This window comes from Acidovorax sp. GW101-3H11 (assembly GCF_001633105.1).
Classification (GTDB): Bacteria; Pseudomonadota; Gammaproteobacteria; order Burkholderiales; family Burkholderiaceae_C; genus Acidovorax.
This window is the reverse complement of record NZ_LUKZ01000033.1, coordinates 32,148-55,100: the sequence shown is the minus strand read 5'-3', so window position 1 is coordinate 55,100 and position 22,953 is coordinate 32,148. Positions and strand designations below refer to the sequence as shown.

At 62.9% G+C, this 22,953-nt stretch carries 23 protein-coding genes and 1 tRNA gene; 15 read left to right on the top strand and 9 right to left on the bottom strand.

The annotated features are described in order from the left end of the window. Positions 1–123: 123 nt before the first annotated feature. The gene (locus A1D30_RS23040) at positions 124–810 is read left to right on the top strand and encodes a DUF3334 family protein (RefSeq protein ID WP_063463065.1); all 687 of its coding nucleotides are present in this window, start codon (positions 124–126) and stop codon (positions 808–810) included. Between the two features lie 92 nt (positions 811–902). On the opposite strand, the gene A1D30_RS23035 is transcribed toward A1D30_RS23040, so the two are convergent. Together A1D30_RS23035 and A1D30_RS23030 are read right to left on the bottom strand one after the other, a co-directional pair. Then, a complete protein-coding gene (locus A1D30_RS23035) occupies positions 903–1,970 on the bottom strand; it encodes a response regulator (RefSeq protein ID WP_063463104.1) in 1,068 nt (355 codons plus the stop codon). A gap of 17 nt (positions 1,971–1,987) precedes the next feature. After that, positions 1,988–5,596, bottom strand: coding sequence for an ATP-binding protein (locus A1D30_RS23030; protein WP_063463064.1), 3,609 nt, complete (start codon positions 5,594–5,596; stop codon positions 1,988–1,990). Positions 5,597–5,746: 150 nt separating this feature from the next. On the opposite strand from A1D30_RS23030, the gene A1D30_RS23025 reads away from it, so the two are divergent. The 11 genes from A1D30_RS23025 to A1D30_RS22975 all read left to right on the top strand — a co-directional run bounded on the left by A1D30_RS23025 (position 5,747) and on the right by A1D30_RS22975 (position 14,087). Further along, positions 5,747–6,049, top strand: a complete 303-nt coding sequence (locus A1D30_RS23025; RefSeq protein WP_044397060.1) for an urease subunit gamma — start codon at positions 5,747–5,749, stop codon at positions 6,047–6,049. Positions 6,050–6,085: 36 nt separating this feature from the next. Next, positions 6,086–6,700 carry a HupE/UreJ family protein gene (locus A1D30_RS23020; protein WP_063463063.1) on the top strand — a complete coding sequence of 205 codons (615 nt, stop codon included), beginning with the start codon at positions 6,086–6,088 and terminating at the stop codon, positions 6,698–6,700. A 169-nt stretch (positions 6,701–6,869) separates the two neighbouring features. Beyond that, positions 6,870–7,175, top strand: coding sequence for an urease subunit beta (locus A1D30_RS23015; protein ID WP_063463062.1), 306 nt, complete (start codon positions 6,870–6,872; stop codon positions 7,173–7,175). Positions 7,176–7,268: 93 nt separating this feature from the next. Further along, complete coding sequence (ureC, locus tag A1D30_RS23010) at positions 7,269–8,987, top strand: urease subunit alpha (protein WP_063463061.1); 1,719 nt, start codon at positions 7,269–7,271, stop codon at positions 8,985–8,987. Positions 8,988–8,994: 7 nt separating this feature from the next. Beyond that, positions 8,995–9,483 (top strand): GNAT family N-acetyltransferase, encoded by a 489-nt coding sequence (locus tag A1D30_RS23005; protein WP_063463060.1) that lies wholly within the window; start codon positions 8,995–8,997, stop codon positions 9,481–9,483. Between the two features lie 64 nt (positions 9,484–9,547). Continuing rightward, the gene (ureE, locus tag A1D30_RS23000) at positions 9,548–10,198 is read left to right on the top strand and encodes an urease accessory protein UreE (RefSeq protein WP_063463059.1); all 651 of its coding nucleotides are present in this window, start codon (positions 9,548–9,550) and stop codon (positions 10,196–10,198) included. A 119-nt stretch (positions 10,199–10,317) separates the two neighbouring features. After that, positions 10,318–11,028 carry an urease accessory UreF family protein gene (locus tag A1D30_RS22995; protein ID WP_063463058.1) on the top strand — a complete coding sequence of 237 codons (711 nt, stop codon included), beginning with the start codon at positions 10,318–10,320 and terminating at the stop codon, positions 11,026–11,028. Continuing rightward, entirely contained in the window at positions 11,025–11,708 is a 684-nt protein-coding gene (gene ureG / locus A1D30_RS22990; protein WP_063463057.1) for an urease accessory protein UreG, read from the top strand. Before A1D30_RS22995 ends, ureG begins: the two co-directional genes overlap by 4 nt. 19 nt (positions 11,709–11,727) lie before the next feature. Next, a tRNA-Ser gene (locus tag A1D30_RS22985) sits at positions 11,728–11,815 on the top strand. A 209-nt stretch (positions 11,816–12,024) separates the two neighbouring features. Next, positions 12,025–13,350, top strand: a complete 1,326-nt coding sequence (locus A1D30_RS25720; RefSeq protein ID WP_131798526.1) for a hypothetical protein — start codon at positions 12,025–12,027, stop codon at positions 13,348–13,350. A gap of 170 nt (positions 13,351–13,520) precedes the next feature. Beyond that, positions 13,521–14,087 carry a nucleotidyltransferase family protein gene (locus A1D30_RS22975; RefSeq protein ID WP_063463055.1) on the top strand — a complete coding sequence of 189 codons (567 nt, stop codon included), beginning with the start codon at positions 13,521–13,523 and terminating at the stop codon, positions 14,085–14,087. Positions 14,088–14,099: 12 nt separating this feature from the next. On the opposite strand, the gene A1D30_RS22970 is transcribed toward A1D30_RS22975, so the two are convergent. The 5 genes from A1D30_RS22970 to A1D30_RS22955 all read right to left on the bottom strand — a co-directional run bounded on the left by A1D30_RS22970 (position 14,100) and on the right by A1D30_RS22955 (position 17,733). Beyond that, the gene (locus A1D30_RS22970; RefSeq protein ID WP_063463054.1) at positions 14,100–14,390 is read right to left on the bottom strand and encodes a hypothetical protein; all 291 of its coding nucleotides are present in this window, start codon (positions 14,388–14,390) and stop codon (positions 14,100–14,102) included. Positions 14,391–14,397: 7 nt separating this feature from the next. Next, positions 14,398–15,318 (bottom strand): hypothetical protein, encoded by a 921-nt coding sequence (locus A1D30_RS22965; protein ID WP_063463053.1) that lies wholly within the window; start codon positions 15,316–15,318, stop codon positions 14,398–14,400. After that, entirely contained in the window at positions 15,318–16,652 is a 1,335-nt protein-coding gene (locus A1D30_RS22960; protein ID WP_063463052.1) for a site-specific integrase, read from the bottom strand. The genes A1D30_RS22965 and A1D30_RS22960 overlap by 1 nt, the downstream gene beginning before the upstream one ends. Beyond that, positions 16,649–17,077 (bottom strand): hypothetical protein, encoded by a 429-nt coding sequence (locus A1D30_RS26270; RefSeq protein ID WP_206779313.1) that lies wholly within the window; start codon positions 17,075–17,077, stop codon positions 16,649–16,651. Before A1D30_RS26270 ends, A1D30_RS22960 begins: the two co-directional genes overlap by 4 nt. A 158-nt stretch (positions 17,078–17,235) precedes the next feature. Continuing rightward, positions 17,236–17,733 (bottom strand): DUF1643 domain-containing protein, encoded by a 498-nt coding sequence (locus A1D30_RS22955; protein ID WP_063463051.1) that lies wholly within the window; start codon positions 17,731–17,733, stop codon positions 17,236–17,238. Between the two features lie 119 nt (positions 17,734–17,852). On the opposite strand from A1D30_RS22955, the gene A1D30_RS22950 reads away from it, so the two are divergent. Continuing rightward, positions 17,853–18,086, top strand: coding sequence for a helix-turn-helix transcriptional regulator (locus A1D30_RS22950; protein ID WP_063463050.1), 234 nt, complete (start codon positions 17,853–17,855; stop codon positions 18,084–18,086). 293 nt (positions 18,087–18,379) lie between these two features. Here A1D30_RS22950 and A1D30_RS25055 read toward each other — a convergent pair whose 3' ends face one another. Further along, positions 18,380–20,041, bottom strand: coding sequence for an AAA family ATPase (locus A1D30_RS25055; protein WP_157891351.1), 1,662 nt, complete (start codon positions 20,039–20,041; stop codon positions 18,380–18,382). Between the two features lie 126 nt (positions 20,042–20,167). Beyond that, positions 20,168–20,554 (bottom strand): hypothetical protein, encoded by a 387-nt coding sequence (locus A1D30_RS22935; RefSeq protein WP_131798524.1) that lies wholly within the window; start codon positions 20,552–20,554, stop codon positions 20,168–20,170. Positions 20,555–20,928: 374 nt separating this feature from the next. On the opposite strand from A1D30_RS22935, the gene A1D30_RS22930 reads away from it, so the two are divergent. Then, on the top strand, positions 20,929–21,600 hold the full coding sequence (locus tag A1D30_RS22930; protein WP_063463046.1) for a hypothetical protein: 672 nt from the start codon (positions 20,929–20,931) through the stop codon (positions 21,598–21,600). Further along, the gene (locus tag A1D30_RS25050) at positions 21,581–22,795 is read left to right on the top strand and encodes an XRE family transcriptional regulator (protein ID WP_082836592.1); all 1,215 of its coding nucleotides are present in this window, start codon (positions 21,581–21,583) and stop codon (positions 22,793–22,795) included. The genes A1D30_RS22930 and A1D30_RS25050 overlap by 20 nt, the downstream gene beginning before the upstream one ends. Positions 22,796–22,953: the final 158 nt, after the last annotated feature.

Here is a 22,953-nt window from a genome sequence, read left to right as displayed (position 1 = left end):
GTTGTGCTCCCCCCGCACCGGGTGGCAGCGCGCGCCACGGCAGGGCCAACACTCTGGTTTCCGGGGGCGTCATCGCCTATGCTGTGCAACAAGTCGTTTTCTGGCTGACAGCCACACCCCACCATGAGCACCCCCGAAAAACCCTCCGTCTACAGCACCGAAGACCTCTTGATCAGTCTGTGCAACTCCGTTACCCGGGTGCTGGGCGTGGCCACCCACAGCCAGATCCACTACTCCGGCATGGTGCAGCGCATCAGCAAGACCTGCCTGCGGCCCGAAATCGGCTGTTTTGTGCTGTTCGACGGCGGCTTCTCGGGCCTGGTGATCATCAACTTCAGCGGCCAGGCGGCCATGGAGCTGTATGCCAACTACCTGCTGAACATGGGCATGTCCAAGGACGACCTGGTCAGCTCCTACACCTCGGACGAAGTCAGCAACGTGATGGGCGAGCTGATGAACCAGGTGGTGGGCGACTTCACCGGCAAGGTGCGGCGCGAGCTGCAGACCCACATCACCCAGAACCAGCCCAAGATGCTGGTGCTGAACAAGCAGGTGCAGCTCAGCGTAGACGCCAACCTGGACAAGCCCGAGGCCCGGCGCGTGACCTTCTACACTGCCAACAACAACATCTTCTACCTGGAACTGGCGATTGACCGCACCGAGTTCATCAAGCTCTACGACTTCGAAGCCCAGGAAGCCCCCGACCCCGACGCCCTGATGGCCCAGTCGCAGGAAGGCCCCCCGGTGCCCGCGCCACCACCTGCCGGGCAGGATGATACCGACGCGCTGCTCAAGTCGCTGGGGATGTAAGAAGCAAGAAGCGCCCGCGCCAGGGGCGCTATCTATTCAAAATAGATAGCTAAAAACCCTTTACCAGCGCGCGCAGAAGGCCAAAAACCTTCTCATCCCTCAAACTGCGGGTGCAGCTGGCGGATGCGGTTCATGGCCATCGCCGCCGCCGCCGTGCGCGTTTCCACACCCAGCTTGGCAAACACCCGCTCCAGGTGCTTCTTCACCGTGGCGGGGCTGGCGCCCAGGATGTCGCCGATGTCGCGGTTGATCTTGCCCTTGACCACCCAGTACAGCACCTCGGCCTCACGCGCGGTGAGCTTGAAGGACAGGCTCATGGATTCGATGATCTTGGCGTCCGACACCTCGCGCATCACGATGAGCCAGTCGCCGCCGCCCGCGCTGTCGCCCGCCTGCTGGTGCAGGCGGAAGGTGAGCCGACGGGCGCCCTGCTCCACCGCCAGGCGCGGCGGCTCGGCCAGCGATGCGGCCAGCAGCTCGGCGGCGTTGTCGGCCAGCACGTGGCGGCGCAGCCAGGCCTGCACGGGCTCGGGCGCCCACTGGCCAAAGGCGGTGGGGGCGCCATCGGGGCCTACCTCGCAAAAATAGCTTTGCAGCAGCTCGCGCGCGAGCGGGGTCTGCCACACGATGCGGCCGTCCACCGCGCGCACGGTGATGCTGGCGTAGCCGAAGGCATCGAGCGCATTGCGCGCCTCGCGGGCCTGGCGCGCATCCTGCCGGGCCTTGCGCGCGGCACCCAGGTGCACGCCCATGCGCGCCATCACCTCGCGCGGCTTGATGGGCTTGGTGACATAGTCCACGCCGCCCGCTTCCAGCGCGGCCACGAGGTGCTCGGTTTCGGTGAGGCCGGTCATGAAGATGATGGGAATGTGCGCGGTGGTGGGCGATGCCTTGAGGCGCCGGGCGACTTCAAAGCCGTCCATGCCGGGCATCATGGCGTCGAGCAGAACAATGTCAGGCAGCGCCTGCGCGGCACGCTGCAGCGCGGCTTCGCCGTGCATGGCCACCAGCACGGTGTAGCCCGATTCATCGAGCGCGTCGTGCAGCACGGCCAGGTTGTCGGGCACGTCGTCCACGATCAGCACCACGTCGCTGTCGCTGCGGTCCAGTGCGGCCAGCGCGGGGGTGGCCGGGGTGGAAGGGGGCAAGGTCGCGGTCATGGGGGTGGTGGTCATCGTCACGAAGGGGCCTGCTCCAGGATCTGGCCCATGGCGTCGAACTGGAACTCGCGCGCCATCTGCCGCATGGTGTGCACAAACGCCTGGTGCGCGGGCTGGCTGCGCTCGATCTCGTCCAGGGTGTTGAGGATGCCCCGGTAGTAGCCCAGCGCCACGGCCTGGGCCAGCGCGGCCAGGGCGGCGGCGTTGGGGTAGCTCAATGGCTCGGCCGTGGGGAATGCCGGGTGCGGGGGCTGCGGGGCTGTGGGCTGCGCCAGCGCATCGCCCTCGTACCACCATTGCAGCCCCAGGCGGCGCTCCAGCCAGTCCAGCAGCTCGGTGTGGCGCACGGGCTTGACGATGAAGTCCTCGGGGCGGATGTCCACGTCGTTGTCCAGCGCCTTGTCGAACGCATTGGCAGAGACGATGGCGCACTGGACATCGGGCAGATGCATCTGCCGCACCCGCCGCAAGGTCTCCCAGCCGTCGATGCCCGGCATGGCTAGGTCCATGAAGATCGCGTGCGGGCGGTAGCCGGTGGCCAGCAGGTCCAGCGCATCGTGGCCACTGGCGGCCTGGCGCAGCTCGAAGCCCAGGGGTTCAAGCAGTTGCACCAGCAACTCGCGGTCGGGCTCTTCGTTGTCTACCACCAGGATGCGGCGGCGCTCGCCCGCGTAGCCCTTGCGCGCCCGCCGGGCCTGCACGGCCACCGGCGCGGCGGCCTTGCCCAGGGCCTCGGCATGCACCTCGGGCAGAAACAGTTTGACCTGGAACACCGAGCCCACGCCCGGGGTGCTGCTCACCGTCAGCTCGCCGCCCATGAGCGCGGTGAGCATCTTGGCGATGGTGAGCCCCAACCCCGCGCCGGGGGCCGACGGCGCACCGGCCGAGCCGCCGCGCGCAAAGGGCTCGAAGATGCGCTCGATCTCGCCGGGCGTGAGGCCCGGCCCCGTGTCCTGCACCTCGATGCGCGCCATCTCGCGCGCATAGCGCACGCGCAGCGTGACGGTGCCCTGTGCGGTGAACTTGACGGCGTTGCCCAGCAGGTTGATGAGGATCTGGCGCAGGCGTTTGTCGTCGGCGCGCACCACCTCCGGGATCACCCCCTGCACGTCGAACGTGAACGCCAGGCCCTTCGCGGCGGCCTGCAGCTCGAACAGGCTGGCCATCTCATGCAGGCCGTCCGCAAAGCGCATGGGCGCGACATCCAGAGTGAGCTTGCCCGATTCGATGCGTGCAATATCCAGCGTGCCTTCGATGAGCGACAACAAATGCTCGCCCCCGCGCCGGATCACATGCACCGCCTGCTTGCGGTGTGGCGGCACGCCCGTGTCCTCGCCCATGAGCTGAGCGTAGCCCAGGATGGAATTGAGCGGCGTGCGGATCTCGTGGCTGATGGCGCTGATGTAGCGGCTCTTGGCCTGGTTGGCCTGGTCGGCCAGGGCACGCGCGGCCTCGGCCTGCTGGCGCGCCTGCTCGGCCACACTGCGCGCGGTTTGCAGGGCTTCGTCGGTCTGGCGGTGCAGCTCGATCTCGCGCACCAAGAGGCCTGTCTGGCGGTTGGATTCTTCCTGCGCCACCTGGCGGCTCTTGTGCGCCAGCACCAGCCACCACGCCACGATGCCCGAGATGACCAGCAGCGCCAGATAGGCCTTGAGCAGGCCCGAGCGCAAGGCTACCTCCGGCGCGGCCGCCACTTCGGTGTCCGTCGTGGCCTGGGCGATGGTGTTCAGTTCCTGGTGGTAGAGCAGGCCCATCACGGCCGCGAGCAGCGGCGCGATTACCAGCATCAGCAGCAGAAAGTGGCCCAGGCCCGTGTCCAGGTAACGCCAGATGGCGCGCGGCAGCACCCAGCGCAGCGCGGCCGACCACTGCACGGCCATGCTCGCGTGCGGCTTGCACAGGTCGCCACAGCGCGCGTCCAGCGTGCAGCACAGCGAGCAGATGGCGCCCCGGTAGGCGGGGCACTGGGCCATATCCGGCGCTTCGTATTCGCGCTCGCAGATCACGCAACGCTGCACCGTGAAGCGCTGGTAGCTGCCTACGTCGGAAGCCCGCGCGCCGGGCACAGGCTCCGCCACAGGCACAGCCACCGGCTCGCTCTGCCGCGCGATGTAGTACTTGCCGCGCGTGGCCCAGGCGATGAGCGGCGCAGCCACAAACGCCACCGCCATCGCAATGACGGCCGAGAACGCCTGCGGCAGCGGGCCGAACAGCCCCAGGTGCGCGCTGATGGACACGACCGATGCCAACGCCATCGCGCCCACGCCCACCGGATTGATGTCGTACAGGTGCGCGCGCTTGAACTCGATGCCCTTGGGCGACAGGCCCAGCGGCTTGTTGATGACCAGGTCGGCCACCACCGACATGATCCAGGCGATGGCGATGTTGGAGTACAGCCCCAGCACCTCGCCCATGGCGCGGAACACGTTCATCTCCATCAGCATGAAGGCGATCAGCGTGTTGAACACCACCCACACCACCCGCCCCGGATGGCTGTGCGTGAGCCGCGAGAAGAAGTTGGACCAGGCCAGCGAGCCTGCGTAGGCATTGGTCACATTGATCTTCATCTGCGACACCACCACAAACAGCGCCGTGGCCGCCACCGCCCAGCCGTAGTGCGGGAACACATATTCGTAAGCCACCAGGTACATCTGGTTCGGGTCCACCGCGCGGTCCACCGGCACCATGTGCTTGAGCGCCAGCCACGCCAGCAGCGCACCGCCCAGCATCTTGAGCACGCCCAGCACCACCCAGCCCGGCCCCCCCACCAGCACGCCCAGCCACCAGCGCCCGCGCGTGGTGGCGGTGCGGGCGGGCATGAAGCGCAGATAGTCGGCCTGCTCCCCCATCTGGGTAATGAGCGCAATGCCCACGGTGAGCGCCGCACCAAACAGGGGCAACTGGAACGTGGCACCGCGCGTCGATTCACCACCATAGTGCACAACGCCCGAGAATGCACCAGGATCGCGCATCAGCACATACACAAATGGCACCACCAGCATCACCAGCCACAGCGGTTGCGTCCACACCTGCAGGCGGCTGATGGCCGACACGCCGTGGGTGACCAGCGGAATCACCACAATGGCGCAGATCAGGTAGCCCCAGGTGGGCGGGATGTCGAGCGCCAGTTCCAGCGCGTAGGCCATCACGGCGGCTTCGAGCGCGAAGAAGATGAAAGTGAAGCTCGCGTAGATCAGCGAGGTGAGCGTAGAGCCGATGTAGCCAAAGCCCGCGCCGCGCGTGAGCAGATCCATGTCCACCCCGTAGCGCGCGGCATACACGCTGATGGGCAGCCCCGCCAGAAAGATGATGAGCCCCGTGGCAACGATGGCCCAGAAGGCGTTGATGAAGCCGTACTGCACCAGCAGCGTGGCGCCCACGGCTTCGAGGATCAGGAAGGACGCCGCGCCGAACGCGGTGTTGGCCACGCGCCATTCAGACCATTTGCGAAAGCGCTGGGGGGTGTAGCGCAGCGCGTAGTCCTCCATGGTCTCGGTGGCCACCCAGCTGTTGTAGTCGCGCCGGACCTTGACGACCTGCTGCGGTGCCTGCGCGTCGGCATCCGGCCCCAGCACGGGGGCCGAGGCCGCGTCAGGCGGGGCAAGGGAGGCGGTGGTGGGGGGCATGGGCACAGGGGATGGAGGCCCGTGCAAGTGCAGTTTCCATGCCACCGGCGCCTTCCGCGCCCCGCCCGTCTTCGCCCTCTGGCGTATGGCGGGCACGGGGCTTGCTGCCTATGATCGAACCGCTTTCACAAGATCACATCGGCGTACACCATGGAACTCACCCCCAGAGAAAAAGACAAGCTGCTGATCTTCACCGCCGCCCTGCTGGCCGAGCGCCGCAAGGCCCGGGGGCTGAAGCTCAACTACCCCGAGGCCGTAGCCCTGATCAGCGCCGCCGTGATGGAGGGCGCCCGCGACGGCAAGACCGTGGCGCAGCTCATGAGCGAAGGCCGCACCGTGCTGACCCGCGCCGATGTGATGGAAGGCATCGCCGAGATGATTCCGGACATCCAGGTCGAGGCCACCTTCCCCGATGGCACCAAGCTCGTCACCGTGCACCAGCCGATCGTCTGACCCGTTTTCTCCCCCCTTTCTCTCTGTGGAGCCCCCATGCGCATCGCACTCTCACACCGCCACACAGCCGCTCTCTTTTTCATAGCTGCCAGCGCAATCAGTACAGGCGCCAGCGCCCATACAGGTGCTGAATCCCATATCCACAACAGTTTCCTGAGCGGCTTTGCCCACCCTCTGTTCGGCCTGGACCACCTGGCCGCCATGGTGGCCGTGGGCCTGTGGAGCGCCCTGGCCGCGCGCAGCGCCGGGCGCGATTTGCTGTGGGGCCCCGTGGGCTTTGCGGCCATGCTGCTGCTGGGTGCCGTGCTGGGCCTGCAGGGCGTGGCGCTGCCTGCGGTCGAGCCGATGATTGCCACATCGCTGCTGGTCACAGGTCTGCTGGTCGTGTCGCGCTTGCGCGTGCCCGGCCTGGTGGCGGCGTTGGGAGTAGGCGTGTTCGCCGTCTTCCACGGGGTGGCGCACGGCTACGAGCTGGCAGGCAGCGACAGCGCCTGGTTGACCCTGGCAGGCATGCTGACCGCCACCGTGCTGTTGCACGGCGCGGGCCTGGCGGCGGGCTGGGCACTGCGCAACCGCCATGTGTGGCTGGCACGCGCCGCCGGTGCGGGCGTGGCGGCATTCGGCGGCGCACTGCTGCTGCAGATGGCGTGATGGCTCAAGTCCGCTCTGCGTTTGACAGGCACACAAGCCCCTCTCCCCTGGCGGGAGAGGGGTTGGGGAGAGGGGGTAAAACTGGCGCATTGCTCACATCGCACCCCCCCTCTCCCCGACCCTCTCCCGCGAGGGGAGAGGGAGTAAATCCAAGGATGGAGAACTGAACATGATCCCAGGCGAACTCTTCACCGAACCCGGCGAACACCTGCTCAACACCGGCCGCCGCACCCTCACGCTGGTGGTGCGCAACATGGCCGACCGCCCCATCCAGGTCGGCTCGCACTACCACTTTGCCGAGACCAACAACGCCCTGGGCTTTGACCGCGCGGCCGCGCGCGGCATGCGGCTGAACATTGCATCCGGCACGGCCGTGCGCTTCGAGCCCGGCCAGGAGCGCACGGTGGAGCTGGTGGACTACGCGGGCGACCGCCAGGTGTTCGGTTTTCAGGGCCTGACGCAGGGCGCGCTGTAAAAATTTCAAGCCAAAACAGCCTTCTGCGCGCACCCCATAAGCGCTAGCAGCTATCAAAAACAGAGTAACCAGTTCTCGCGGAGCACCCTCACCATGGCAACCATTGGACGACGCGCCTATGCCGAAATGTTCGGCCCCACGGTGGGCGACCGCCTGCGCCTGGCCGACACCGACCTCATCCTGGAGGTGGAGGCCGACTACACCCTGCGCGCGGGCAGCTATGGCGAAGAAGTGAAGTTTGGCGGCGGCAAGACCATCCGCGACGGCATGGCGCAGAGCCAGCGCAGCAATTCCCAAGGCGCGGTGGACACCGTGCTGACCAACGCCCTCATCATCGACCACACCGGCATCGTCAAGGCCGACATCGGTCTGCGCGCGGGCCGCATCGCCGCCATCGGCAAGGCGGGCAACCCCGACGTGCAGCCGGGCGTGGACATCATCATCGGCCCCGGCACCGAGGTCATCAGCTGCGAGGGCAACATCGTCACCGCAGGTGGCATCGACAGCCACATCCACTTCATCTGCCCGCAGCAGATCGAAGAAGCCCTGGCCAGCGGCGTGACGACCATGCTGGGCGGCGGCACCGGCCCCGCCACCGGCACGCTGGCCACCACCTGCACGTCGGGCCCCTTCAACATGGAACGCATGCTGCAGGCGGCCGACGCCTTCCCCATGAACCTGGGTTTCCTCGGCAAAGGCAACGCCAGCCTGCCCGACGCGCTGCACGAGCAGATCAACGCCGGGGCCATCGGCCTCAAGCTGCACGAAGACTGGGGCACCACGCCCTCGGCCATCAGCAACTGCCTGGACGTGGCCGAGGCCACCGACACGCAGGTCGCCATCCACAGCGACACGCTCAACGAATCGGGCTTTGTGGAGAACACCATCGCCGCCGTGGGCGGGCGCGGCATCTGCGCTTTTCACACCGAAGGCGCGGGCGGCGGGCATGCGCCCGATATCCTGCGCGTGGTGGGCGAGGACAACTTCCTGCCCAGCTCCACCAACCCCACCATGCCCTACACCCAGAACACGCTGGACGAGCATGTGGACATGCTCATGGTGTGCCACCACCTCGATGCCAGCATCGCCGAAGACCTCGCCTTTGCCGAAAGCCGCATCCGCAAGGAAACCATCGCCGCCGAAGACATCCTGCACGACCTGGGCGCCATCAGCATGATGTCGAGCGACAGCCAGGCCATGGGCCGCGTGGGCGAAGTCATCTTGCGCACCTGGCAGACCGCACACAAGATGAAAGTGCAGCGTGGCAGCCTGCAGGGCGACAGCGCCCGTAACGACAACACGCGCATCAAGCGCTACGTGGCCAAGTACACCATCAACCCCGCCATTGCCCACGGCATCGCCCATGAGGTGGGCTCGCTCGAAGTCGGCAAATGGGCCGACATCGTGATCTGGAAACCCGCGTTTTTTGGCGTGAAGCCCGCGCTGATCCTCAAGGGCGGCCTGATCGCCATGGCCGCGATGGGCGACCCAAATGCGTCCATCCCCACGCCCCAGCCTGTGCACTACCGGTCCATGTTCGGCGCGTTTGGCGGGGCCATTGCCAAGACCTCGCTCACCTTTGTGTCGCAGGCCGGGTTGAACGCAGGCGTTGGCGAACGCTTCGGCCTGCGCAAACAGCTATCGGCCGTGCGCAACATCCGTGGCGTGCGCAAGCAGCACATGGTGCACAACAGCTACACGCCCAGGATGGAAGTGGACGCACAGACCTACACCGTGCGTGCCGACGGCCAGCTGCTCACCTGCGAGCCCGCCACGGTACTGCCCATGGCGCAGCGCTACTTCCTGTTCTGAACAACGCATGGCCGCCCTCCCCGCCCCGCTGCAGATCCGCCTGGACGACCTGAGCGACCCGCGCATCGAAGCCTTCATGCAGGAGCACCTGCAGGACATGTATGCGGTGTCGCCGCCCGAAAGCGTGCACGCGCTGGACATGGACCAGCTGCGCCAGCCCGGTATCGCCTTCTGGTCCGCCTGGCTGCCCGGGGCCGATGGCGGCATGCTGGTGGGCACGGGCGCGCTCAAGCGGCTGGATGCAGACCATGCCGAACTCAAGTCCATGCGCACCAGCGCCCGCCACCGGGGCCAGGGCATTGCACGCCAGGTGTTGGCCCACCTGCTGCAAGAGGCCCGTGCGCGCGGCTTCACCCGCGTGAGCCTGGAGACCGGGCCCCAGCCCTTTTTTGAACCCGCGCGCCAGCTGTACTTTCAGCACGACTTTGTCGAATGCGGGCCCTTTGCCGACTACGGCCTCGACCCGTACAGCTTCTTCATGACCCGCCCCGTGTGAGCAGCCCCCCGCGCACCGCCCCACCCGGGCCACAATGCGCGTTTTGCCGACCGAACAGACCTCCATGCTCCAAGCCTCCAAACTCCTCCCTCAGGGCCAAGGCCTGGCCCCCGTGCTGCTCAAGCGCGCCACCACGGTTGAACTGGACTGGGACGTGCGCCAGAAAAGCCGCTTTGCCGCCACCGACTCCGCTGGCCGCGAACTGGGCATCTTCCTGCCGCGCGGCACGCTGGTGCGCGGCGGTGATGTGCTGGTGGCCGAAGACGGCTCCATGGTCCGCGTGATTGCAGCGCCCCAGCCCGTGCTGGTCATCACGCACTGCACGCAGCACGGCACGCCCTTCGACCTGACGCGCGCCGCCTACCACCTGGGCAACCGCCATGTGCCCATCGAGCTGCAGCCCGACCACCTCAAGATCGAACCCGACCACGTGCTGGCCGACATGCTGCGCGCCATGCACCTGATCGTGACCGCGCAGAACCTGGCCTTTGAGCCCGAAGGCGGCGCCTATGCAGCAGGGCACGGCGGCGGGCACCACCACCATGGTGGGCATGACCACGGACATGACCATGGGCATGGTCACGAGCACGACCATTCGCACGCACAAACGCCAGCAGTTGCTGCGGCTTCAGCACCCGCCCGGGGCCGCACCGTGGCCATCCCCGTGGTCGCCCAGGGCCACGTGCACGGCCCGCACTGCAACCACGACCACTGAGCCCCATGCCCGTGCTGCACGCCCTCCCCACCGTTCGGGCTGAGCCTGTCGAAGCCAGGGCACTGCATGCCGTCCACCCGGCCGCCCCCGTACGGCACAAGCACTGAGGAAACCTCACCGTGCGCAACGACCGCCCCGCCCCCCTGCCCGCCGCCAGCTTCTTGCAGCTGATGTGGCTCGCCTCCCCCGCACTGCCCGTGGGCGGGTTCTCGTATTCCGAAGGGCTGGAGAGCGCCATCGAAAACGCGGGCCTCGCCAGCGAAGCCGCCGTGGGCGACTGGCTGCTGGACCAGCTCCACATCACCCAGGCACGCGGCGACATGGCCCTGATCGCCAAGGCCGTGGGCGCCTGGCGCCGCGCCGACTGGGCGCATGTGCGCGAACTCAACAACTGGGTGCAACACACCCGCGAGACCAGCGAGCTGCGCCTGCAGACCGAGCAGATGGGCAGGTCGATGGCCGACTGGCTGCGCAATCAGCACCAGGGCGACGAAACCCTGATGCCTGCCGTGCGCCACCTGGCCGCCCTGCCCCCCACCTACCCCGTGGCCTTTGCGCTGGCTGCCTCCATCACCCAGGCACCGGTGCGCGATGTGCTGCTGGCCTACGCCTTTGGCTGGGCCGAGAACATGGTGCAGGCCGCGCTCAAGTCCATGCAACTGGGCCAAAGCGCAGGCCAGCGCATCCTGGCGCGCCTGGCCGACGCCATTCCCCCTGCTGCAGACCACGCCATCGGCCTCATGGACAGCGAGCGCCAGGCCTTTTCGCCCATGCTCGCCATCCTGTCGGCGCAGCACGAAACCCAATACTCCCGCCTCTTCCGATCATGACCACCAGCACCCTGCACCACATCCCGAACCGCACCAAACCACTGCCCCCTTTGCGTGTCGGCATCGGCGGCCCCGTGGGCTCCGGCAAGACCACGCTGCTCGAAATGCTGTGCAAGGCCATGCGCGATGACTACGACCTGGTGGCCATCACCAACGACATCTACACCAAGGAAGACCAGCGCCTGCTGACTGTGAGCGGCGCCCTGCCCGCCGAACGGATCCTGGGCGTGGAAACCGGCGGCTGCCCCCACACGGCTATCCGCGAAGACTGCTCCATCAACCTCGAAGCCATCGACCGCATGCTGGGCGAGTTCCCCAACGCCGACATCGTGTTTGTGGAAAGCGGCGGCGACAACCTGGCCGCCACCTTCAGCCCCGAGCTGAGCGACCTCACCATCTACGTCATCGACGTGGCCGCCGGTGAAAAAATCCCGCGCAAGGGCGGCCCCGGCATCACCAAAAGCGACCTGTTCGTCATCAACAAGACCGACTTGGCCCCGCACGTGGGCGCCAACCTCGACGTGATGCACGCCGACACCACCCGCATGCGTACCAACGCCCAGGGCTTGCTCAAGCCGTTTGTGATGACCAATCTGAAGAGCCTGAGCGGGCTGAACGAGGTGATCCGGTTCATCGAAACGCGGGGCATGCTGAAAAAATCAGCGCCTGCAGTCAGCTAGAATCCGCGCTTCCGTGCCCGGAGACGTGGGTGAGCGGTTTAAACCAGCAGTCTTGAAAACTGCCGACGGGCAACCGTCCGTGAGTTCGAATCTCACCGTCTCCGCCACCACACCAAACAAAAACGGGCCCGCGCGGCCCGTTTTGCATTTCTACCCATCAGCTTACCTATCGCCGTGAGTGGTGCGTAGGTCACCATCGCACTAGTTAACAGAGACGGCTTAGTGGCTCCTTCCTGCTCGATAACTTTGCTGCGCTGCTTGACTGCGGCCTGATGCAGACGAAGATGACGCCACCTATCTCCACTTTGAGGTGCGAATGGATGATCGTCCGGATTTCAAGCTCGATGCCTATTTAGTGAAACAGGGCCAACGTGGCCCCCTCTGTGACGTCAGAGTTTGGTTGCCAAAGCAACCTGCCGACGATGGCCGAATGGAAGCCCAGGCCTTCGGGCTTCCGTTCGACAACGACCTATGCGGCAGTGGTTTTTCTCTTGTGAATGATGAGACACCAGGGTTCCACTTCGAGGCAAGCGACATTCTTATCCGCTCGTCGTCCACACAGTTCGGGCGACGCGTGGGAGGCACCACTCTGGAAATCGATCACGTCGGTCGCTTGACAATTCGGCGAAATCTACAGGGAGCCTCATGCCACAAGCTTTCCTCCGTGGAGAGTGCGACCTTTCAATTGAGTCAGGTGCACTATGCGATTCCGTCAAAGGTATGGAGCATGGATTTCAGGGGCAATAGAGGCTTTGGGAATACCTACACCCCTCCTAGTCTTCATGTGCATGACCCATCTGGCGGATATTTCGTATTTGAGCTGGATCGCTATTGGAACTGGGTAGGCCGCGACGATGGAGATACCGTTGTCGCTAGGAGTACTCCTGTCTTGGTCTTTAATGCTTCTTCCAACTCACCTCCTGCCCCACTGGATGCATTGGAGCAAAGCGCACGAAATGCAGCATTGCTACTTTCACTCGCGGCTCGCTGGAGAGTCGTCGTGCACGGTTTTCATGCGTACTCCGGGGGCGTTACGCAAGAGGAGTGGGATCAGCCTGTCTCTCGCCTGAGGGCTGCAAATGGTTTGGAAGATTCCAGAGATTTTTTGGTCCATCCAAGCTACCTAGAGAATTTCGTCCGGTCGGCTTCTTCTCGGAGCAGTGGCTTTGGGGAGGCACAGCGCGATGCAGTCTTCCTAGCAATTTACTCGCTCCATCCGACAGTCAAGCATTCCGTCGAGTCTCGCTTCCTCGCTCTCTTCGCCGCATTAGAGGGCCTGGCTCGGCAATTTGGTAGCGCCAACGGCGGTATGCATCGCATCATTCCAGCATTGCTAGCTGCATATCCGTCGGGAATTTCTGGTCTCTGGCCGATTCTGGGCGAACAAGGCTTGCCAGGGCTGAAGGATCTCCGAAATGAACTGGCACATGGAAGAAATTTCAGCAGGCGTGTCCCCGGCAGCCTTGCCGTAGCCGAAGATCATTTGCAGCTTTGGATCGAGTACCTTCTGCTGTCTATCTTGGACGGACGAGCTTATGCACATGGTACGAATTGGCTTGCTCGACATGCCATGGAGCAGCGAGATGAAATGGAATCCCTACGCGTTCAATTGAGTGAGGTAGGCATCGGGAGCAGATCGTAGTTCACAGCTTAGAAAAGCCTCATCACCCGAAGGCAGTTGGGAGCGGCTACCGCTCATGGCCGCTGTGCGAGCAGTTTCTCCTCTCTTAAACACTTTCATGCCAATGCTCGTCCCGCTCAGAGACACAGCACATTGCTCCGGCGATGGCACCGGACTGCTATAACTTTCAGATGCACCCAGCATCGTTGTCTTCTGCCGAGTTCCTCGCAATCGCGCTCCGCAATCCTGTCAATTCGGAGCTGCTCCATCGTCTTCACGATCTGCGCATCCCCCAATGCCATCTCACAGCGGGGTGCTTGTTTCAGGCGATATGGAACTACCGTTCAGGCACTCCTGTGGACTGGGGTGTCAATGACTATGACGTGTTTTACTTCGATGATTCCGATCTCACGGAGGAGGCTGAGGATCGGGTTATCCAGCTCGTATCGGAGGCAACTGCTGACCTAGGTGCCAAGGTTGAGGTGCGGAATCAGGCCAGGGTACATCTTTGGTACGAGAGACGATTCAATGCACCGTATCCACAGCTCCAACACGCACGTGATGGCATTGATCGCTATCTAGTTGCCTGCACTCGCGTGGGGGTCGATGTGGCTTCAGGGGAGCTATATGCCCCTGATGGGCTGGAGGATCTAGCTGCAGGGGTGCTGCGGATCAATCCCTTGTACCCGGACTCGCGGCAATTTGAGGCCAAGGCACGCAGCTACCAAGATCGATGGCCATGGCTGCGGATTGGCTGATTTTTGGTAGCCCTAGCGCGTGCGTGCCAGACACGCCTTGCGGCTATCGTGGTCTTTGATCGCGTAGCAGCGATCCCGCGATCCTTTGATTTCCGCCAGACACTGGTTGCGGTTGTCACCATCCTTGATGCGGTAGCAACTTCCAGAGTCCCGCTTGACCTGCGCCAGACAGTACGCCCGCTTGTCCGCATCCTTGATCGCGTAGCACTCTGAGGTGCCCGCCATGGCCTCCCCCATCCAGGCCACTGCGATCATGCAGAGCGGCACGAAGAGGTATCTTCTCGCTATGTTGTTGATGGTCATGGTGCCCTCATTCGCAGATGCTGTGGAACATGGCCTGCTCTTCGCCAGCGGTGCATATGGTCAGTTGTTGCCCATCCCGTTGCCAGCGGAATCTACACATAGCTAGCCCTGATCCGCTACATGTCTGCATTTCCGGACGGCCCTCGCATCGGCTGTCACCCTCCATGCATTGATCTGCCTCTTTGGAGACCACAGGCTGCCAGCCATCACGCATCAGTACGATCCGCACCTGTGCATAGGATTCGTTGCGAGCGAATGGTGGGACGGGATGGCGATTGGGTGTGGCCTGGGCCTGAGACTCATCCACCACAGGCGGTGCAGAGCGATCATTCCCGTCTGGTGCCTTGCGAGAGACCATGAATGGCGCGCGATTCTCTGCCGCCACGGTTTTGCCGGTGGCCTTCTGCCATTGCCCGGAATATGTCCAGTATGTCTTCCCTTGGTAGGTGACTAGCATGCGTTTGGGTTTGAGGCGGGCGGCATCCTTCGATGCTTGCCACTCGATCCAGTCCGCTGTCACGGGGTCACCATGCGTCACCTCGCGACATTGCCCGCGTACGATCTTGCGCATTGCCTCCAATCTCCATGCCGCTGCATCTCGCTGCATGTAGGTGTCGCTGGTGATGATGCGTCTTTGCATGTCCGGTTGGTGACGGAATTTCTCCATCAGAGCTTGGTTGGTCACATCCTTGGCTCCGATGATTTCATCGAATGATTGCTGCTGGTGGCACAGCAGGGCAGGCTCGGTCATGGCGGGGCGCAGTTCCAGTTCTGCGTCCGGCATGAGCAGTGCGACAGGAGCCATGACTACGACAGCCAGCCCGTACCACGCCAGCACCACCTTGGCCTTGCCTATGCGGCCCTGTCTCCATCTGCCCGATGACCACGCAGTGAGAGACTTCCATTTGGTGGCGAGATAGTTCTTCATTACATTGCTCCCTCTGTGTTGTTGTGCTGATCGGGTGTGTTGTCCCGTGTTGACGCGATCGGGTCAGAGCCATGACCGACGGTCATATTTCCTGTGCGCTGACCGAGGGCGTAGTCCGCCCAGTCCTGCATGAGCTGCTGCCGTTTAGCGAGGAGGTCCCCACGCCGATACGCTGCCTCCACCTTGTTGCCCACGGTGTGGGCCAGTGCCATTTCTGCGACCTCGTTCGGGTAGTCGGTTTGCTCTGCGCACCAGTCGCGGAACGTAGAGCGGAACCCATGGGGCACCGCTTCCAGCTTTAGGCGACGGAGTACCGCCGTGAGTGTCATGTCGGAGAGCTGGCTACCCAGTTCAGGGTCACGGCTGTTGGGGCTCGGGAATACATACGCCTTGCCCGTGGTGCGTCCCACTGCGAGAGCGAGCGCTTTCATTTTTTGCAGGAGTGCAATGGCCGCATCCGACAGCGGCACCCGATGGGCCTTGCTGGCCTTCATGCGTTCAGCGGGGATCGTCCATACCCGCGCAGCCAGGTCGATTTCCTCCCAGGTGGCACCGCGAACTTCTCCGGAGCGGGCAGCCGTCAAGATCAGGAATAGCAGGGCCTTGGCGCCCATCCCCTCCTGGCCCACCAGCTGCTCCATGAATACTGGCAACTGCGCATAGGGCAGCGCCTGAAAATGCATCGTCTTTGTCACCTTGCCCGGAGCAGGCAACAGCTTGTCCAGCAGCCCCTTCCAGCGCGCAGGATTGGAGTCGGTACGGTAGCCCCGTGCGATGGCCCAGTCGATGATGGACTCGATGCGACCGCGCAGGCGGGTAGCGGTCTCCGTCTTGCTGAACCAGATCGGCTCCAGCACCTTGAGCACCATCGCTAGCGATATGTCCCGCACAGGCATCTTGCCCAGCACAGGGGTGGCGTACATATCCAGCGACCGTTGCCACTGCTGTGCATGCTTGGCGTTCTTCCAGCCTTTCTCATGCGAGGCGATGTAGCGCTTGGCCGCATCACCGAATGTCATGCTGGTGTGGATTTCCGCGACCAGACGGGCCCGCGCTCGGCGTGCGTCCTCGATGGGGTCGATACCCTGCGCCAATTTGGCACGGGCAGCGCGAGCCGCCTCCCGTGCATCTGCCAGCGTGACGGACGGATACGAGCCCAGGCCCAGGTCCCGCCGTTTGCCTGCCACCTGATAGCGCAGTACCCAGCTGCGCGAGCCGTACATCGTGACGTTGAGGATCAGGCCACGCACACCGCCGACATGGTTGGTGCCACGGCGCCAGAGGGCGGCGACCTGGGCTGCGCTCAGTTCCTTGCGAGGTTCGCGGGGCATCATGGCTGCACCTCCGCTGATGCAGGACAGGGATAGCCAGGGGGCTCATAGATCAGTACCTGCCACTCGCACACCGATGCACGAGCCAGGGCCTGATTAGGGTCTCCCCCATCCATGGGGATCAGCTCACTCTCGACGGCGCGAGTGCGGCCATCGGAGAGCCAGTTGGCCCAGGCCCGGTAGCGGGCCATCATCCCGGCGTCGCGCTGATGGAGATAGACGACCTGCAGGGGCGCAGGCGGGTTCGGTGCAGTCAATCGAGTTTCCTCCTTGGCCGCCACTCTGGAGAATTTGGAGGGCTTGCAGGAAATTTCGATGTCATCGTCCCGGAACCCGCATGGGGCAAGGCGATGCTCTCCTCTCCCCAATTCTATTGGTCTGGCTGCTATCAATTTCATATCAATGAATCCTATGTCATTGATTTTCAATAGCTTTTTTCGGATGTGGAGAGGGGGTATCCGGAGCGGGCGCGCTGTCTTGAGGGTCGAGACAGGGAGCGAGTTTTCTTGCGACGCGAGACACGGAGACTCCCCGGTGATGGGGAGCATGGAGGGGAGGGCGGCGGGTAGGGCTACCCGCCATCTATTCAGGCCAATTCGTAGGGTTCCAGCGTCCAGGCGTAGTTGAGGCGGCTGGGGTGGCGGGGGTGGCCGCTGGCAGTCAGTTCACCGAATCTGCGCCATTGGGGCTGGTACTGCGCCAGCCGTTCATGCAGCGTGTCACGGGCCCGGAGGAAATAGGGGCGATCCACCACCGTTTCGCCCCAGGCAGCCCAGAGCGTGGGATTGGCGTACTGAGCGACGACCTTCTCGATGGCCGCCAGATTGCGCTCGTAGGCCACAGGGTCGGCCTTGGTTGGCAGGTCCTGGGGCTTGGTGGCCCGCACCGGGTAGAGATTGAGCATGACAAATCCATCGAATCCGCATTGCTGCGCGACCTTCTCCACACGGGTCACTGTGGGGTCGAGTTTCTCTTGGGTGGCAGTGCTGGGATTGAGGCCGATGACCAGCAGCGGACGGGCTCCGGAGCGGCCCAGCGTGTAGCGCCATTGGTCGTTTTGGTCGGATTGGTAGATGTCGTACATGGGGGCTTTCAGAGGGGCATTCGTAGCGTCTGCCCAGTCCGCTCCGGCTCAGGCATCAGATTATTTTGTACCACATATGCGGGTGCATAGAGTCGTCAGGCAACGGACAGTCCCTGCCCATGACCAGGGACGAGGCATTGATCGCTGCGTTCGCCGACGAGCTTCGCTCCCGGCGTGCTGCGCTGCGCTTGTCCCAGGAGGAGTTGGCCCATCGCGCAGGCATCAATAGGACCTACATCGCCAAGCTGGAGCTGGCACGCAACCAGCCTACATTGACTGTGTTGCTGCGCGTGGCTGAGGCGCTGGAGGTGCCGCTTCCGGAGTTGATTGCTGGGGCTCTTGGTCGGCGGTAGTTGCAGTGCATTTCCGGGGGAGTTAGCTAGGAAGCTGACAGCGCAGCTGGAGATACTTACCTTGGCCCAGGTATTTGCGTATCGCTCAGCGGACCCTTCTGGGCCCAGTAGATATCTGGATCGCCCATTGCTGATCGTCAGGGTGCAGTCGCCAGCTTCGCACTGGATGGCTTTCCCGGTTTGGGCCAGGTCCACCTTCTAGGCTTCCCACCTTCGACCTCCCAGCCAGTCCCCCGCTCCCCCGCCCCCGCTCCCCCTTTAGGGGAGGGGGCGTGGGGAGTGGGAGGCTAGGGTCAGCGTGGCAGACGCACCTTACCCTCATGCAAGATCAGGAGTCCGCCATCGATCAGGGACTGGATCGCCTCGCGCACATTCTTGGCGCGGTGGTTGCTGCCATAGCCTTCTTCCCCGCTGTCGCACTTGTCCTTGAATGCTTGCGCTACAACCTTGCTGATGGCCTCATGGGTCGCCTCTCCGGGAGACTGTTCGCCATCGACGCCGATGCCTGCCACGCGCAGATGCAAGGTGATTGCCTTCAGTGCCTCATCGGCTCGCTCCTGTGCCTTGGTCTTGGGGGATGGCAGGGCCGCCGGAGCCTCTGCATCCTCGACATGTCGCACTACGATGGATTTCAGGGGCTCCGCTTCATGCGCAGGCTGGAAACTGATCCCCTCGATCTTGAACCGCCCGCCTGCCGGTTCACCATCACGGCCCTTATCCAAGCGCCAGTAGCGATCTTCGCCCGAGCGGCCCACTTCGATGGACACGTCCGGATTCGCGTGCAGCGCATACGCGCCGCGCGCTCCCCGCCGAGGGTCATTGCCGCAATGGTGCACGAGCAGCACCGCCGCCCCGGTCATCTGGGTCAGGCGCTGCACGTTAGCGATTACCCCGGCCATGGCGGTGTTGCTGTTCTCTTCCGCCATCCCGGCGATGGACGCCGACAGCGTATCGATCACGATGAACTTGGCACTGTGCTTTAGCGCCGTTAGCGCCAATTCGTTGACGTCATTCTCGCTGGCGACGTTGCAGGGATTGAAGACATAGTGGATGCCTTCCAGGTGGCTGACGCCCCGGTCGTGCTCCAGTGCTTGCACGCGGGTACGCACCCCGATCTGCCCTTCCAGAGCTACATAGATCACATTCGTGCGGGTCACGGGATGCCCTGCCCAGTCAGATCCACTCGCAATTGCTGCCACCATATCGAGCAGCAGCGCCGTCTTGCCCGCCTGGGACTCGCCCCACAGGATGATGATCTCGCCCCCATGGAACACATCCCGCACCAGCCAGACATGCCGAGGCAGGTGGCGGAAGTCCTGCGAGGTATGGGTGGGCAACCAGCGCGTTACCCCCGGCGGGAGCGGCAGCGTGGGTACGGGCAATTGGAGCGTAGGCGTAGATGCATGGCGCAGAGCCGCTTCCTCCAGTTCGGGCGCCGGTGCCGCCATTGAGGACGTGAGCAGAGGTTCAGCTTCCAGGCTGGGAGCGGTTTCCGTCTGCTCGTCTTCCTTCGTGCTCGGCTCGGGGTGGAGCCCCACAGCTTGGGCGACGACCAGCTTCGCCATGTGGTCGCCATCACTGCTAGCAGGCGGGCGCTCGGTTGCTTGATTGTCGGTATCCAGCTTCTTGCGCAGATTGCGCTGCCAATCGAGGATGGCAGCCATGAGTTGAGCTTCTCCGGAGTATTGACACGGGGGCAGAGACACCTCTTCAGATTCGGGTGCAGGAGCTACCGTCGAGGACACGAGCACCGGTTCAGCTTCCTGGCTGGGTGGAGTGCCAGCGGCTTCCGCCTGCGCGTTTTCCATAGGGCTCGGCTTGGTATTGAGCCCCAGCGCTTGGGCCACGACCTGTTTCGCCACGTAGTTGTTGAGGTTGCGAGTGGCCCCTGAGTTGTCAGAGGGGGCGATGTGATGATTCGACATATGCGTTCTCATTGAATGTTGGGTGAGCATGCGCAGGACGCGGTGAGACGGGCAGGTAGTTGCCTTGTCTCGTCCGGCCATCAGTAGATTGGCGTGTGAGCGTCCTGCGACATGCAGATAGACGGGGACCGGAGCCCCCACCGCTTTCGGGCATGACTACTTATCTGAGCGCGTGCGAGCTACAGATTGCTCGTGGGCCGGACGGCGTTTCTTGGCTGCCCGCTTGCGCGTCCCGGCCAGATCGACCGACTGGGTAGCGAGACGGCGTTCCACGCGCCACAGCCGGTCGCCTACCGACTCCATGCCATCAAGGATTTCGAGCAGCATGGCGTTCTGCCGTTTGAGCAGCTGGTTCTGCTGGATGAGGCAGGCGGTTTGCAGGGAGAGGGTGAATTGGTCTTGGTTAATCGTCTGTTCCTTTGGCGATGCGCAGCCTGCCGGTTCTGTCACTGCCGACCAGGGACGATGCGCAAGATACGATTTGTTGCAAATTTCCCCATTCGCCGGGCGATGAGATTGAGTGATTGAGATTGAATATTTCATGATGTGAGATGACTCCTATGGATGCGTGCGTTTGAGCGCGAAATGCGCAGGCCACATAGGGAATCGGGCGAGCAGGCGCGGACAACGCCGTCGGAAAAACCGAATTTGTATCTATATGTGTCTACTCTGTGAGAGGCACAGAGGCGGTTCACCCGCCTACAGGATGGGGGTGAGCAGGGGCGTATGACCCCTGGTGACCGCCGGGCTGGCGAGGGGTAGCGCGAGGGGGAGAGGTGCGGGACTGGCCGCTATGCGATGCGGGAGATGAGGCTTTAGAGGTGGGGATGACCTCAGTGAAACCATGAAAAAATCCGGCCACACGAAACTTATTCATGGTAAATTCCGCCCATACGAAACACTCAAGGAGTTCGTCGATGAGCGCCCCTGTTGCCGGAAGCAAGAAAGAGCTAGAACAGCTTGTCGTGAAGAATGTCCCCAAGGACATGCTAATGGCATGCGAGGATGCCTACCGAACAGGTGACCAGCAAGGGCGTCAGCACTCCGCCGCGTACCAATCTGGTCATAGGGCGTCGGCAGCAGGGCAGAGCAAGCATTTCTTCATCAACGAGACGTTCCATGAGGCTTTGCAGGCTCATGGAGCAACTCCCTCCCCGTTGTGTGGCACGCGACTTGTAGTTGGTCGGGTAGGGATTTTTAATATTGCCCGCCTAAATGTGCCGGGGCACAAATGGGTCAACCTGCGCCGTAGTGCTACTCGGAGCCGCCTTGCCGAGCTCAACAGCGCCATCGAGAGGAAGTATGTCCAGGGTGACATGTTTGCCCAACAGCCCCGTGAAGTCGCTGTAGGCACAATTTTCATCCTTGGTGTGATGGATGGCGTTGATACCAACGGCCTTGCTCAGTTGACTCAAGTAATGGTCGCATTGCCAGCTACTGACATGAAGTCTTGGCTCTATATCAGTTCCATGGCTGACTTCCTCAAACTCTACGATCAAACTAGCGCCAACGTTCAACCTGACAACGCTGTGCCGAAACTCAAAGTGCAGCGCAAGAAGCAAAACGACAATGACCAAGGGAATCCGTGATCTTCAGCCTGCTCGTCTTGAGCAGGCCCTTGCAGCTCGCCAATTGACAAAGGGGCAATTGGCGAGTCTCGTGGGTGTGGCTGCATCCACTGTTACGAAATGGTGCCAAGGCGCTCAGGCGCCTGAGGCAGGTGCATTTGAGCGTCTTGCCTCCGTACTCAATGTGCAAGCTGAATGGCTGACACGCCCAATGCTTCAACCGGTATCCCCGCCGCTGGCTCGCAGTAACGCGTCTGCTCTTAAGGCGGCCCGGGCAAAGCTAGAAGCACGCACGGAATGGGTGCAAGAAATCGCAGTCTTGCTTAGCGCCCATGTGGACTACCCAGATGTCAATTTGCCTGCGCGAGATTTCCGTGAGCCCGAGCAGATTAGCAATGCAGACATTGAGGCAGCAGCCGAAGAATGTCGCGCGCTTTGGCAACTCGGGACGGGCCCCATTCAGGACTTAGCTCTAGCAACTGAGGGCGCTGGGATCATTATTGCGCGTGAAGAAACCGAGATATCAGCAATCGAAGGACTGTCTAGCTGGAGCGCAATACTTGGACGCCCAATCATTTTTCTCTCTGCTGACAAGGCCAATGGGTTTCGTAGCCGATTTGACCTGGCGCATGAAATCGGACATCTCATACTGCATCGGTACATACCGAGGGCTGATGACCGAGATCGGCACAATCAAATGGAAAAACAAGCGCACCGGTTTGCCGGTGCGTTGTTACTTCCTGCCGAAACTTTCGCCAATGAAGTACGTGTTCCGACCAACTTGGATAACTTACTCACCCTGAAGAAACGGTGGGGGGCATCTGTGGCGGCGATGATGATGCGCTTACATGCGCTGGGTCTGCTCACCGACGAGGAAAAGCTAGTCCTCTTCAAGCGCCGATCTGCTCGCTGGGGGGCCAAGTCAGAGCCCGATGATGACCAGTGGAAACCGGAAGAGCCGCGACTAATGCGTAGAACATTGGAGCTTCTCGTCAGTGCAGGCATCCTTTCTACTGAGGCCATACCGCGCTATCTAGGTCTATCTGCCAGGGATATTGAGCACTTGTGCAGATTGCGAGAGAACTATTTCGCAAATCCGTCGGGTGTTGTTGATTTAGCAACGCTTCGGTCTGCGAGAGCGCCAATGCAGCAAAGCTCTCAGGTCAATGACCTGCAGCTAGGTACCGTGGTGTCACTTCTAAATCGCAGAAAGTGACTTGGTTAAGGATGTCCTGAACAACTCGAATTCGTGAGTGCTACAAGGCCGCAGTTTTCAGATCGCGCAGAGACCGCCCTTTTTGCCTGCTGGTGGGCCTTGCTTTTGGGTTGCCCCGAGGCCCTTCTTGCCGCCTTCGCGGCCATTTGCCTGTCTTC

Coding starts and splice junctions, on each gene's coding strand:
- A1D30_RS23040 (WP_063463065.1), top strand. CDS start 124: ATGAGCACCCCCGAAAAACCCTCCGTCTACAGCACCGAAGACCTCTTG.
- A1D30_RS23035 (WP_063463104.1), bottom strand. CDS start 1,970: ATGACCGCGACCTTGCCCCCTTCCACCCCGGCCACCCCCGCGCTGGCC.
- A1D30_RS23030 (WP_063463064.1), bottom strand. CDS start 5,596: ATGCCCCCCACCACCGCCTCCCTTGCCCCGCCTGACGCGGCCTCGGCC.
- A1D30_RS23025 (WP_044397060.1), top strand. CDS start 5,747: ATGGAACTCACCCCCAGAGAAAAAGACAAGCTGCTGATCTTCACCGCC.
- A1D30_RS23020 (WP_063463063.1), top strand. CDS start 6,086: ATGCGCATCGCACTCTCACACCGCCACACAGCCGCTCTCTTTTTCATA.
- A1D30_RS23015 (WP_063463062.1), top strand. CDS start 6,870: ATGATCCCAGGCGAACTCTTCACCGAACCCGGCGAACACCTGCTCAAC.
- ureC (WP_063463061.1), top strand. CDS start 7,269: ATGGCAACCATTGGACGACGCGCCTATGCCGAAATGTTCGGCCCCACG.
- A1D30_RS23005 (WP_063463060.1), top strand. CDS start 8,995: ATGGCCGCCCTCCCCGCCCCGCTGCAGATCCGCCTGGACGACCTGAGC.
- ureE (WP_063463059.1), top strand. CDS start 9,548: ATGCTCCAAGCCTCCAAACTCCTCCCTCAGGGCCAAGGCCTGGCCCCC.
- ureG (WP_063463057.1), top strand. CDS start 11,025: ATGACCACCAGCACCCTGCACCACATCCCGAACCGCACCAAACCACTG.
- A1D30_RS25720 (WP_131798526.1), top strand. CDS start 12,025: ATGGATGATCGTCCGGATTTCAAGCTCGATGCCTATTTAGTGAAACAG.
- A1D30_RS22975 (WP_063463055.1), top strand. CDS start 13,521: ATGCACCCAGCATCGTTGTCTTCTGCCGAGTTCCTCGCAATCGCGCTC.
- A1D30_RS22970 (WP_063463054.1), bottom strand. CDS start 14,390: ATGACCATCAACAACATAGCGAGAAGATACCTCTTCGTGCCGCTCTGC.
- A1D30_RS22965 (WP_063463053.1), bottom strand. CDS start 15,318: ATGAAGAACTATCTCGCCACCAAATGGAAGTCTCTCACTGCGTGGTCA.
- A1D30_RS22960 (WP_063463052.1), bottom strand. CDS start 16,652: ATGATGCCCCGCGAACCTCGCAAGGAACTGAGCGCAGCCCAGGTCGCC.
- A1D30_RS22955 (WP_063463051.1), bottom strand. CDS start 17,733: ATGTACGACATCTACCAATCCGACCAAAACGACCAATGGCGCTACACG.
- A1D30_RS22950 (WP_063463050.1), top strand. CDS start 17,853: ATGACCAGGGACGAGGCATTGATCGCTGCGTTCGCCGACGAGCTTCGC.
- A1D30_RS25055 (WP_157891351.1), bottom strand. CDS start 20,041: ATGCTCACCCAACATTCAATGAGAACGCATATGTCGAATCATCACATC.
- A1D30_RS22935 (WP_131798524.1), bottom strand. CDS start 20,554: ATGAAATATTCAATCTCAATCACTCAATCTCATCGCCCGGCGAATGGG.
- A1D30_RS22930 (WP_063463046.1), top strand. CDS start 20,929: ATGAGCGCCCCTGTTGCCGGAAGCAAGAAAGAGCTAGAACAGCTTGTC.
- A1D30_RS25050 (WP_082836592.1), top strand. CDS start 21,581: ATGACCAAGGGAATCCGTGATCTTCAGCCTGCTCGTCTTGAGCAGGCC.